This window comes from Ruminococcus flavefaciens ATCC 19208 (assembly GCF_000518765.1).
Classification (GTDB): Bacteria; Bacillota; Clostridia; order Oscillospirales; family Ruminococcaceae; genus Ruminococcus; species Ruminococcus flavefaciens.
This window is the reverse complement of the sequence record NZ_KI912490.1, coordinates 254,557-268,069: the sequence shown is the minus strand read 5'-3', so window position 1 is coordinate 268,069 and position 13,513 is coordinate 254,557. Positions and strand designations below refer to the sequence as shown.

6 protein-coding genes are annotated in these 13,513 nt (G+C 46.5%); 4 read left to right on the top strand and 2 right to left on the bottom strand.

Annotated elements, in window-relative coordinates:
• Nucleotides 1-152: 152 nt before the first annotated feature.
• Nucleotides 153-1,514, top strand: coding sequence for a sodium-dependent transporter (locus L870_RS0111340; RefSeq protein ID WP_028518245.1), 1,362 nt, complete (start codon nt 153-155; stop codon nt 1,512-1,514).
• A gap of 290 nt (nt 1,515-1,804) precedes the next feature.
• Here the strand turns inward: L870_RS0111340 and L870_RS0111335 are convergent, their stop codons facing one another.
• Nucleotides 1,805-3,892, bottom strand: coding sequence for a glutamine synthetase III family protein (locus tag L870_RS0111335; RefSeq protein WP_028518244.1), 2,088 nt, complete (start codon nt 3,890-3,892; stop codon nt 1,805-1,807).
• Nucleotides 3,893-3,967: 75 nt separating this feature from the next.
• On the bottom strand, nt 3,968-5,776 hold the full coding sequence (locus tag L870_RS0111330) for an ammonium transporter (protein WP_028518243.1): 1,809 nt from the start codon (nt 5,774-5,776) through the stop codon (nt 3,968-3,970).
• A gap of 418 nt (nt 5,777-6,194) precedes the next feature.
• On the opposite strand from L870_RS0111330, the gene gltB reads away from it, so the two are divergent.
• Genes gltB through L870_RS0111315 form a run of 3 tightly spaced genes read left to right on the top strand, consistent with a single transcriptional unit; the run spans nt 6,195 to nt 13,509 of the window.
• Nucleotides 6,195-10,730, top strand: a complete 4,536-nt coding sequence (gene gltB, locus L870_RS0111325; RefSeq protein ID WP_028518242.1) for a glutamate synthase large subunit — start codon at nt 6,195-6,197, stop codon at nt 10,728-10,730.
• A 3-nt stretch (nt 10,731-10,733) separates the two neighbouring features.
• Nucleotides 10,734-12,218: a glutamate synthase subunit beta gene (locus L870_RS0111320; protein WP_028518241.1), complete on the top strand. Its 1,485-nt coding sequence runs from the start codon at nt 10,734-10,736 to the stop codon at nt 12,216-12,218.
• 13 nt (nt 12,219-12,231) lie between these two features.
• Nucleotides 12,232-13,509 (top strand): glutamine synthetase family protein, encoded by a 1,278-nt coding sequence (locus L870_RS0111315; RefSeq protein ID WP_028518240.1) that lies wholly within the window; start codon nt 12,232-12,234, stop codon nt 13,507-13,509.
• Nucleotides 13,510-13,513: the final 4 nt, after the last annotated feature.

Here is a 13,513-nt window from a genome sequence, read left to right as displayed (position 1 = left end):
TACGTTACTTTTGTATTATAAATAAACAATATCATTTATAGAGAAGAGAGACGGTTATTGAAAATTTTCAGTTGTCAAGATTGATTTTTGGATTTTATGATGATATAATTATACATATATTCTGCTAATGACATACTGAAAGGACAATGTTTATGAAAACTAATAACAAAACTTCTGAAAGAGGAGGCTTTGGTTCCAGGATAGGCTTTATACTTGCTGCGGCAGGTTCGGCAGTCGGTCTTGGAAACATCTGGCGTTTCCCTTATCTTGCCGCTAAATACGGCGGCGGTATATTTCTGCTGGTATACCTCATATTTGCCATAACATTCGGATTCGCACTCATGCTCACTGAAATAGCTATTGGCAGGAAAACAGGAAAAAGCGTTATCGGCGCATATAAGGCTGTAGATAAGCGTTTCTCCCCTCTCGGACTGCTTGCTGCCGTGATACCTGCTCTCATTCTGCCGTATTACTGCGTTATCGGCGGTTGGGTGCTGAAATATATGTCTGTATTCATTACAGAATCGGGAGAAAGCATACCTTTCTTCAGCAACTTTATCAGCCATTTCACTCAGCCGACGATATTTTTCATAATATTCCTGCTGCTCACATCTGTTGCAGTATTCCTCGGTGTTGAAAAGGGCATCGAAAAGGTCAGCGAATTCTTAATGCCTGTCCTTCTCCTGCTTATCGTGGCAATGTCTGTATACACCCTTACTCTTGACGGCGCAGGCGAAGGACTCAAGTATTATCTGCTCCCAAACCTTAATGATTTCACCCCTGCTAAATTTTTACAGACAATTGCAGCAGCCTGCGGACAGCTTTTCTACTCAATGTCCATTGCAATGGGCATAATGGTGACCTATGGCTCTTACATGCGCAAGGAAGACTCACTTGAAGGCTCAGTTCGACAGATAGAGATATTCGACACAGCCGTGGCTATACTTGCAGGTATGATAATCGTTCCTGCGGTATTTATCTTCTCAAACGGCGACAGTACTTCAATAAACGCAGGTCCCGGACTTATGTTCAATACCCTTCCGAAGGTATTTGCAACAATGCCGGCAGGACAATTCATCGGCACAGCATTCTTCATTCTGGTAACTCTTGCCGCACTTACTTCCTCTATATCACTTATGGAGACAGTTACAGCTGTTGTCATTGAGAAATTCGGTTTCAGCCGCACAAAGAGCTGTATTATAGTCATTTTTGTAACATTCATACTCGGTATGCTCTCCGTACTCGGATACAGCGCATGGTCCGATATAAAGCTGTTCGGAATGCAGATACTTGATTTCTTCGATTTCATCACAAACAACATAATGATGCCTGTGCTTGCATTCCTTACCTGTATACTCATAGGCTATGTTGTAAAGATAAAATACATAGAAGAAGAGGTAATGCTTGGTGAAAAGCGTTTTCGCTCAAAGCTTCTTTACAATGTAATGATAAAATTCATTTGCCCTGTATGTATGCTGATGATACTCATAACACCTTTTGTCACAGACATTTGATTTATAGGCTCACTGATTTCAGTGAGCCTTTTTGCGTTGTAAGAATTTATACAAGTAAAAAAAAGATACTCAATATGATATACTCTATTAATGTGATATTGACAAGGAGCATAAACGCTCCATAACCGCAGATAATTACTGCTTTGATATAAAAGGAAGGTTGTTTTGATATATAACAACGACATTACCTGAAAAACTACAAAGCCAACGGCTATAATGCTGTTGGCTCTGTAGTTTATGCTGTATTTCAAGGATTTGTCTATAAAAGACTTTTCTGATACTCTTGAATATCACACTCCGAAAAGGAGCTTATCGTATGCAGGGAACGGCCAGTAAGATTCAGCCGTTAATGTCTCTGCCTTGTCAGCAGCTGCACGGAACTTATCCATTGCAGGGAGCATAGTGTCACGGACAAATTCGGAAGCCTTTATGATAACGTCCTGTTTTTTGAAGTCAGTCACTACCTTTTCAAGCTTAGTTGTTGCCGAATCCATTTCATCTATGAGTTCCGAAAGCTCCGTAACAAGACTGCTCTCGTACTTGCAGGCTGCCTTTGATACACTCTTCTTAATTGATACGGCATAAGCTGTATCAGCAGCAAATTTTGCAACAGCAGGGATTATCTCCTTGCGTGCCATATCTATCATAGTAATAGCTTCGATATTAACTGTCTTGATATAGTTTTCAAGCATAATATCGCATCTCGAATATATCTCGGCTTCGGTGAACACACCGTGAGAAGTGAGCATATCAACGTTCTTTTTATCACAAATCTTCGGCATAGCGTCAGCAGTTGTCTTCAGATTCATAAGACCGCGCTTCTCAGCCTCCTTTATCCATGAATCATCGTATCCGTTGCCGTTGAAAATGATACGCTTGTGATCCTTGATAGTCTTCTTGATGAGCTCGTGGAGAGCCTTGTTGAAGTCCTTTGCGCCCTCCAGCTTGTCTGCAAACTGCTTCAGCTCCTCGGCAACTGCTGCATTGAGGTGGATATTAGCGCATGATATACTGTTGGAGGAACCAAGCATACGGAACTCAAATTTGTTGCCTGTAAATGCAAATGGGGAAGTTCTGTTACGGTCAGTGGAATCCTTACTGAACTTCGGAAGAACATCAACACCAAGCTGCATTTTTTCTTTCTTTGTTCCGCCGTATGGCTTATCCTTTTCGATAGCGTCCAGAACTGCTGTAAGCTCATCACCAAGGAATATTGATATCACAGCAGGCGGAGCTTCATTTGCGCCAAGACGGTGGTCGTTGCCTGCGGTAGCAACTGAAAGTCTAAGCAGATCCTGATAGTCGTCAACAGCCTTTATTACAGCTGCAAGGAAGAGCAGGAACTGCGCATTTTCAGCAGGAGTTTCCCCCGGTGAGAGAAGGTTCTCGCCCTGATCAGTCGAAATAGACCAGTTGTTGTGTTTACCTGAGCCGTTTACGCCTGCAAATGGCTTCTCATGGAGCAGACAAACAAGTCCGTGACGAAGTGCGACCTTCTGCATTACTTCCATTGTCAACTGGTTGTGGTCAGCGGCGATATTTGTTGTATCGTAAATAGGAGCAAGCTCGTGCTGAGCAGGAGCAACTTCATTGTGCTTGGTCTTTGCAAGAATGCCCAGCTTCCACAGTTCCTTGTCAAGATCAGCCATATACTCGGCAACTCTCGGTTTGATAGAGCCAAAGTAGTGGTCGTCCATTTCCTGTCCCTTTGGAGGCATTGCACCGAAGAGGGTACGACCTGTCATGATCAGGTCTTTTCTCTTTTTCCACATCTCACGGTCTACAAGGAAGTATTCCTGCTCGGGACCAACAGAAGTCTTTACGCTCTTAACCTTGTCATTGCCAAAGAGTTTAAGTATACGGATAGCCTGCTTGTTGAGAGCTTCCATTGAACGCAGAAGAGGTACTTTTTTGTCAAGAGCTTCACCTGTGTATGAGCAGAATGCAGTAGGAATGTAAAGTGTGCCGTCCTTGATGAATGCATAAGAAGTTGGATCCCATGCTGTATAACCTCTTGCTTCAAATGTTGCACGAAGTCCGCCCGATGGGAATGAAGAAGCGTCAGGCTCACCCTTTACAAGCTCCTTGCCTGAGAACTCCATAATAACTCTTCCGTCGGGTGCAGGAGAGATGAAACTGTCGTGCTTCTCGGCTGTAACGCCCGTCATCGGCTGGAACCAGTGGGTGTAGTGAGTAGCGCCCTTTTCAACTGCCCATTCTTTCATAGCAGCCGCAACTGCGTTTGCAACGGATATGTCAAGGGGAGTTCCCTTGTCAATAGTCCTTTTCAGTGATCTGTATACTTTATCTGAAAGCGTTGCTTTCATTATTCTGTCATCGAATACCATTGAACCAAAATAATCAGTTATCTTTTCCATTGTAATTACCTCCAAATCATATTTTTGTGAGGCAGACTGCAAGTTAACCGTCACTTGCAGTCTGCTCATGAGATTTTAAGCTTTTTCCCATTCAGCAGAGTCGTGGAGTGCGTTGTAGCCTTCCTCGCCTGTACGTATCTTGATAACGTTCTCGATGTCGTAAATGAACATCTTGCCGTCACCGTAGTTGCCTGTGTAGAGTGCAGCCTTTGCTGCCGCAACTACCTTTTCAACAGGAACCGCACATACTGCGATCTCAGCCTTTACCTTAGGAAGCAGGTTCATCTCAACAGCTGCGCCACGGTAGTAGTTTGTCTGTCCGTTCTGCATTCCGCAGCCAAGAACGTTTGTTACTGTGATTCCCTTGACATCAATATGTTCCATAGCTTCGATGAACTGCTGTAATTTCTGCTGTTTGAATATTACTACGATGTTTGTGAGCTTTGTTGCGCCGTCAGGTGAAGGAACTGAGTAGTTCTCAACTTCAACTGCCTTGTCAACTGGAACAGCAGGAGCTTCGGGAGTACCTACTACCTGTACACTCTTTGCATCTTCCTTAGTATAGCCGAACATTCCTGCATCTGTAAGTGCGGGTGCGAAGTCAGCGTAAGATGAGATAAGACCGTGCTCTGTGATATCGAGACCGATGATCTCTTCCTGCTCTGAAGCACGAAGTCCGATAGTGTGCTTGATAAGCTGGAAAACGATTATCATTGAAACTACTGTGAAGCAAGCGATAGCTGCGAATCCGCCAAGCTGTCTGCCCAGGAGTCCGAAGCCGCCGCCGTAGAAGAGACCTGCAAGCTGATCGCCGTTCTGGTCAACCAGTGAGTAGCCGGGAACCTCAGGGTTAGCAAAGAGACCAACTGCAATTGTGCCCCAGATACCGTTCATCATGTGAACTGCTACTGCACCGACAGGATCGTCGATGTGGAGCTTGTAATCAAGGAACCATACGCCGAAGCATACGAGTAGACCTGAAACTATACCAACTATTGTAGCGCCGAGGCAGTCTGTAACATCACAGGGAGCTGTGATACCTACAAGACCTGCAAGTGAAGCGTTAAGACACATTGAAACATCTGGCTTTCCGTATTTTACCCATGTGAATATCATGCAGGTTACTGTTGCGATTGCAGGAGCAACTGTTGTTGTAAGGAATACTGAACCGAGCTGATCTATTGAAATACAAGCTGCACCGTTGAATCCGTACCAGCCGAACCAGAGAATAAAGCAGCCAAGTGCGCCGATTGTAAGGTTATGACCCGGGATAGCGTTTACCTTGATCTCGCCGTCCTTTGTCTTGTGGAATTTACCGATTCTCGGTCCGAGGATTGCTGCACCTACGAGAGCTGCGATACCGCCAACCATGTGGATATGTGCTGAACCTGCGAAATCGTGGAAGCCCCACTGACTGAGCCAGCCGCCGCCCCAGCCCCAGTGAGCTTCGATAGGATAAACGACTGCACTGATGATAGCTGAGTAAACGCAGTATGAAAGGAACTTAGTTCTTTCAGCCATTGCACCTGAAACGATAGTAGCTGTTGTTGCGCAGAATACAAGGTTGAAAACGAAGTTTGACCAGTCGAATGAGCCGTAGGAAGTGAAGATATCAAATCCGGGCTGTCCGATTATACCAACGAGGTCTTCACCGAATAAAAGACCGAAGCCTATGAGAATGAAAACAACTGTACCGATACAGAAGTCCATTAAGTTTTTCATGATGATATTGCCTGCATTCTTTGCACGGGTGAAGCCTGTCTCCACCATTGCGAAGCCTGCCTGCATAAAGAATACAAGAGCAGCGCCTATTAAAAACCATACGCCAAAGACCAGACCGCCTGTCTCATCCATGGCTTGTTGTAAAATTGTCTGAGAGTCCATAGAAATTCCTCCTAAAAAGATACAGCATAAAAATCAAAAGGGTGCAGAAGTCCTCAGACTTCATACACCCCTTCGTGTATGGAATTAGCGCTATAAACCAAAAAAGAGAGCTACGGATTCCATATCCGCAGCTCCCTTGCTGTTTACAATGCCATTATAGCCCCTTGTGAGCGATTTGTCAATAGCTTTTCTGAAATTTGACGTATCTCATATTTTTACACTGGTGTTAGTTAAGAATAACTGTATAAATTTCACGAAAGCGTTCAAATGCCAGATTTACCTATTGACATTTCCGCTTTAACGTGATAAGATATTGACAGGAACAAGGACGTTTTAGCAGGCTATTTGTCTGCTGAAACGTCTTTTTTATTATAATCCGATCAATGGCGCTCGGATTATTGAAAGGTTAGTGAATGATATGGATAACTTTAGAGAGGAAGCTCCTTACCAGCAGCAGGGACTTTACAGTCCGCGATTTGAGCATGATAACTGCGGTATCGGAGCAGTAGTTAACATTAATGGTAAGCAGTCACGATATGTTGTGGAAAATGCTCTCACTATCGTTGAAAAACTGGAGCATCGTGCAGGCAAGGACGCTGAGGGCAAGACAGGCGACGGTGTCGGAATACTTGTACAGATGCCATACAGCTTCTTTATAGAAGAGGTCAAAAAGCTTGGCAAAGACATCGGAGAGGAAGGAGACTTCGGTGTCGGTATGTTCTTCTTCCCGCAGAACGAGCTCAGACGCGACCGCGCAAAGAAGCTCTTTGAAAAGATAGCCGACAATAATGGCATGGAGTTCATATGCTGGCGTGAAGTACCGACTTCACCTTCTATACTCGGTCACAAGGCTCTTGACAGTATGCCATGCATCATGCAGGCTTTTGTAAAGCGACCCGACAGCTGCAAAAAAGGTCTTGACTTTGACCGTAAGCTCTTTATTGCAAGACGCGAATTTGAGCAGTCCAACGAGGACACATATGTATGCTCACTTTCGAGCCGTACAATAGTATATAAAGGTATGTTTCTCGTTGATGAGCTGAGAAGATTTTACACCGATCTTCAGAGCGAGAGCTTCACAGCAGCTATAGCAATGGTACATTCGCGTTTCTCCACAAATACCAATCCAAGCTGGCAGAAGGCTCATCCAAACCGCTTCATCGTGCACAACGGCGAGATAAACACTATCACAGGCAATGCCGACAAGATGCTTGCTCGTGAGGAGACTATGACCTGTGAGACATTTAAAAACGATATGCACAGGATACTTCCAGCTATAAATGTAAACGGTTCTGACTCCGCAAGACTTGACAACGCTCTTGAATTCATGGTAATGTCGGGTATGCCCCTTCCGCTGGCAGTTATGATAACAATTCCCGAGCCTTGGAAAAATGACAAGACTATCTCAAAGGCAAAGTATGATTTTTACCAGTATTACGCTACAATGATGGAGCCGTGGGACGGTCCTGCATCTATACTTTTCTCTGACGGCGACGTTATGGGAGCAGTCCTCGACAGAAACGGTCTCCGTCCTTCAAGATACTGCATAACAAATGACGGCTTCCTCATTCTTTCATCTGAGACTGGCTGTATAGATATCGCCCCCGAGAAGATAGTGAAGAAAGATCGTCTCCGTCCGGGTAAGATGCTCCTTGCAGATACAAAGCAGGGACGTATCATCGAGGACGATGAAGTAAAGTCCATGTATGCTTCACGCCAGCCCTACGGCGAATGGCTGGACGCAAACCTTGTTCGTCTCCATGACCTGCATATCCCCAACAAGGGCGTGCAGACATATTCAAAGGACGAGCTTTCAAGACTTCACAAGGCATTCGGCTACTCTTATGAGGATATCCATACATCTGTCCTGCCAATGGCTGAGAAAGGTGCTGAGCCTATCGCTTCCATGGGAAGTGATATCCCGCTCCCGCCTCTTGACAAGCAGGCGCCTCCGCTTTTCAACTATTTCCGCCAGCTTTTCGCACAGGTAACAAATCCGCCATTTGACGCTATCCGTGAGGAAGTCGTTACAGATACAAGCGTTTACATCGGCAAGGACGGAAATATTCTTGAAGAGCGTCCCGAGAACTGCCATGTTCTGAAAATTGAAAATCCTATCCTTACCGAGACAGATATGCTCAAGATAAAAGCCCTTAATCAGAAGGGACTGAAAAGTGCAGTTATCCCGATAACATACTACATCGGAACATCGCTTGACAAGGCTATCGAGAGACTTTTCATCGAGGCAGACAAGGCTTACCGTGACGGTGCTTCAATCCTTATCCTTTCCGACCGCGGTGTTGACGAGTACCACTGTCCGATACCTTCTCTCCTTGCAGTTTCTGCACTCCAGCAGCATCTCGTTTCAACAAAGAAGCGCACAGCAGTTGCTATGATACTTGAAAGTGCAGAGCCCAGAGAGGTACACCACTTTGCAGCACTCTTAGGCTACGGTGCCTGTGCTGTTAATCCATACCTTGCACATGAAACTATTCGTTCACTCATTGAGGACGGCTCTCTCGACAAGGACTTCTACGCTGCCGAGGACGACTACAATAGCGCTATCCTCCACGGTATCGTAAAGATAGCTTCAAAAATGGGAATTTCCACTATCCAGTCCTATCAGGGCAGCAAGCTTTTTGAGGCTGTGGGTATTTCTCAGGAGCTTATCGAAAGATATTTTGCAGGTACTGTCAGCCGCATCGGCGGTATAGGACTTGCTGATATCAGCCGTCGTACAGAGTCTCTCCACACAGCAGCTTACGATCCTCTCGGACTTCATGTTGTCAGCGATGTAAAGAGCGCAGGCAGCCATAAGCTCCGCAGCGGAAAAAGTGAGCATCTTTACACTCCCGAGACAATACATCTGCTCCAGCAGGCTGCATGGACGGGCAGCTACGATACATTTAAAAAGTATTCCGAAGCTCTTACACGTGAGGACAATGAGCTGACGCTGAGAAGTCTCCTTGACTTCAATTTCGACAGTGCATCTGAGATATCTATTGACGAGGTAGAGTCGGTCGAGAGCATCTGCAAGCGTTTCAAGACAGGCGCTATGTCATACGGTTCTATTTCTCAGGAAGCACATGAATGTATGGCAATGGCTATGAACAGCATCGGCGGAAAGTCCAACAGCGGTGAGGGCGGAGAAAGCCCCGAGCGTCTTAAATCCGATAAATGTTCAGCTATCAAGCAGGTAGCTTCGGGACGTTTCGGCGTTACATCTGAATACCTCGTTTCTGCTCAGGAAATACAGATAAAAATGGCACAGGGCGCTAAGCCCGGTGAGGGCGGACATCTTCCGTCAGGAAAGGTATATCCGTGGATCGCTAAGACCCGTCACTCAACAGCAGGCGTGGGACTTATCTCACCTCCGCCTCATCACGATATATACTCTATCGAGGATTTGGCACAGCTTATTTACGACCTTAAAAATGCAAATGACAAGGCTCGCATTTCCGTAAAGCTGGTATCCGAAGCAGGCGTAGGAACTGTTGCAGCAGGCGTTGCAAAGGCAGGCGCACAGGTTATCCTTATCTCAGGATATGACGGCGGTACAGGTGCAGCTCCGAAGAGCTCCATCTACAACGCAGGACTTCCGTGGGAGCTGGGACTTGCCGAAGCTCACCAGACACTTATGCTCAACGGTCTCCGTTCAAGAGTCCGCATAGAGACAGACGGAAAGCTTATGACAGGACGCGACGTACTTGTTGCTGCACTTCTCGGTGCTGAGGAATTCGGCTTTGCAACAGCTCCACTGGTAACAATGGGCTGCGTTATGATGAGAGTCTGTAACCTTGATACCTGTCCTATGGGTATAGCTACACAGAATCCCGAGCTGAGAAAACGTTTCCGCGGCAAGCCAGAATACATCGTGAACTTCATGCACTTTGTAGCACAGGAACTCCGCGAGTATATGGCAAAGCTTGGCATACGCACAGTTGACGAGCTTGTAGGACGTACAGACCTTCTCCGTATCAAGGACAGTGCAGCCGAAAAGAACATCGACTTTGCAAATATTCTCGCAAACAGCACAGTTGACGGCAAAAAGCATTTCGATGCAGATGATATTTACGATTTTGAACTTGACAATACCATAGACCGCCGTGTTATAATAAAGAAGCTGGGAAGTGCGCTGAAAAACGGAACTTCCAAGTCTATTTCCATCGACGTTGTGAATACAGACCGTTCTGTGGGCACTCTCACAGGTGCGGAGATAACACGTATCCACGGTGAAAACGTACTTGCTGACGACACATTCACAGTTAAATGTACAGGCAGCGGCGGACAGTCCTTCGGTGCTTTCATACCAAAGGGACTCACTCTTGAGCTCAGCGGCGACAGCAACGATTACTTCGGCAAGGGACTTTCAGGCGGCAAGCTTGTGCTCAGTCCGCCAAAGGCTTCCACATTCAAGGCTGATGAGAATATCATTGTCGGAAACGTTGCACTTTACGGAGCAACTTCGGGCAAGGCATTTATCAGCGGCGTTGCAGGCGAGCGCTTCTGCGTAAGAAATTCGGGAGCTATAGCAGTCTGCGAGGGCGTTGGCGACCACGGCTGCGAGTATATGACAGGCGGCTGCGCTGTTATCCTTGGACGTACAGGCAAGAACTTCGCCGCAGGTATGTCGGGCGGTATAGCATATGTTCTCGACGAGGAGCATGACCTCTACACCCGTCTCAACAAGGCTCTTGTTTCACTTGAAACAGTTGCCGAAGAAGAGGACATAGAGAAGCTGAAGACTATCATCACAGAACACGCAGAGGCTACGGGCTCTGAAAAGGCTAAGCAGATACTTGCAGACTTTGAGCGTTATCTGCCATGCTTCAAGAAGGTAATACCTCACGATTATGCGAAGATACAAAAGACAGTAACAAAACTTGAAAAATCAGGCGTGAGCAGCGAGCAGGCTATGATAGAAGCCTTCGAGCTCATCAGAAAGGAGGCGTGAGTCATGGGAAAGGCAACAGGATTTCTTGAATATACAAGAACTGAAACAACTGCAAAAGAACCTCTTGAGCGTATAAAGGACTTTAACGAGTTCCATGTACCGCTCAGTGAAGAACACCGCCGTGAGCAGGCTTCACGCTGTATGGACTGCGGAGTGCCATTCTGCCAGAACGGTAAAATGCTCTGCGGCATGATATCGGGCTGTCCGCTGAACAATCTTATTCCCGAGTGGAATGACCTTCTTTACCACGGTCAGAAGGAGCAGGCGCTGAGCCGTCTGCTTATGACCAACAACTTCCCCGAATTCACATCAAGAGTATGTCCCGCACTCTGCGAAAAGGCTTGTATCTGCGGTGTGAACGATTCGCCTGTAACTACTAAGGAAAATGAGAATTCAATAATCGAATTCGGCTTTGCAAACGGACTTATGCAGCCGCAGATACCTACAGTAAGAAGCGGCAAGCGTATAGCAGTGATCGGCTCAGGTCCTTCGGGACTTGCAGCAGCTGATACTCTCAACAAGCGCGGTCACAATGTTACAGTGTTCGAGCGCTCCGACCGTGTGGGAGGACTGCTTATGTACGGTATCCCGAATATGAAGCTTGAAAAGCACATTATTGAACGCCGCACAGAGCTTATGAAGGCTGAGGGCGTTGAGTTCAGGACTAATTCCAATGTAGGCGAAAATGTTTCCGCTGATGAGATACTGGATAGCTTCGATGCTGTCGTACTTGCCTGCGGTTCGTCAAATCCCCGTGACATCAAAGCCGAGGGACGCGACGCAGAGGGAATATACTTCGCAGTTGATTTCCTCAAAGCTACAACAAAGAGCCTGCTTGACTCAGAGCTGAAAGACGGCAAGTATATCTCCGCAAAAGATAAAAACGTTGTAATAATCGGCGGTGGTGATACAGGCAATGACTGTGTTGGAACTTCTGTCCGTCACGGCTGCAAGTCTGTTGTTCAGCTTGAAATGATGCCTAAGCTCCCCGACGAGAGAGCCGAGAACAATCCGTTCCCCGAGTGGCCGAGAGTATGCAAGACCGACTACGGTCAGGAGGAAGCAATCGCAGTATTCGGTCACGACCCGAGAATCTACTGCACAACGGTAAAGGAATTCATCAAGGATGAAAGCAGCAAGCTGTCGGCAATAAAGACTGTAAAGCTCCAGTTTGGTACAGACCCCGAAACAGGCAGGCGTACCATGAATGAAATAGAGGGCAGCGAGGAGATCATTCCCTGCGAGTTATGTCTTATTGCAGCAGGCTTCCTCGGCTGTCAGCAGTATATCGCCGATGCATTCGGCGTATCACTGGATCAGCGCACAAATGTAAAAACAGCACCCGGCAAACATTCCACAGATATTGATAAGGTATTCACCGCAGGCGATATGCACATCGGACAGTCCCTTGTAGTACGTGCTATCCGTGAGGGACGTGACGCAGCGGCAGAGGTCGACGAATACCTTATGGGCTACACCAATCTATGATACGGAGGCTAAAATGATCTATTCAGAAAATGAGATATTGCAGTATATCGAGGAAAACGATGTTAAATTCGTCAAGCTGACATTCTGCGATCTGAAAGGCAGACTGAAAAATATCTCTGTACTTTCATCGGAACTGGCAGTTACCTTTGAGCGCGGAGTGCGTATCACAGCAAAGAAAATAGCAGGCTTTGAGGCAGCAAACGGTAAGGATTTGTTCCTCTTTCCAGATGCTCAGACCATGACTGTTCTCCCGTGGAGACCTCAGCAGGGCAGAGTTATAAGAATGTTCTGCTATATCCGTTATGCAGACGGCACTCCCTTTGAAGGGGACGGCAGATACTTCCTTAAAAAGGCAATGAAAACAGCTGTCAATGCAGGCTACTGCTTCCGCTTCGGTACTTCCTGCGAGTTTACTCTCTTCCGCAAGGACGCAAACGGTAAGCCTACAAAGACTCCACATGATTATGCAGGCTATTGTGATGTTGCTCCCGATGATAAGGGCGAAAATATCCGCCGCGATGTATGTCTCACTCTTGAACAGATGGGTATTCACCCTATATCCTCACGCCACGAGAGCGGCTGCGGTCAGCATGAGATAGACTTCAACGCATCGTCTGCGCTGAAAGCGGCCGATACCTTCCTCAGCTTCAAATCAGCTGTAAAATCTGTTGCTGAGACCCATGATGTACACGCAAGCTTCATGCCGAAGCCCCTTCGCAATGACTGCGGAAACGGTATGCATATCAGCTTTAATGTTTTCCCTGACAACGATATGCTTGAGGAGACAAATCAGGTTGGCAATGAGCTTTTGAAATATGCGGCGGCAGGCATAATGAAGCGTATCCGCGAGTTTACTCTTTTCACCAATTCAACTGTGAATTCCTACGAAAGACTGGGTGAGTTCACAGCTCCCCGTGATATCATATGGTCGGACGAGGAAGGCTCACAGCTTATCCGTATGAATCCCGACAGCGATAACGCCTGTGTTGAGCTTCGCGCTGCGGACTGTGTCAGCGACCCGTATTTTGTTCTTGGTCTGATGATATATTCGGCACTTGAAGGCATAGAGGAAAAGCTTTCTCTTCACGAAAAGAACAGCGGTTCGGAGCGTCTGCCGTCTACACTTGATGAGGCAGTTACCTGCACCGAGAGTTCTGAATTTGTGAAGAAGTACGTGCCTGCAAATATACTTGAGGTGCTGCTGAAATTCAGCCGTGACGAATGGGCTGAATATTCTTCCGCATACAATAAGGAAGCATTCGAGGAAAAACAATATTTTTACAGTCTCTGACGGA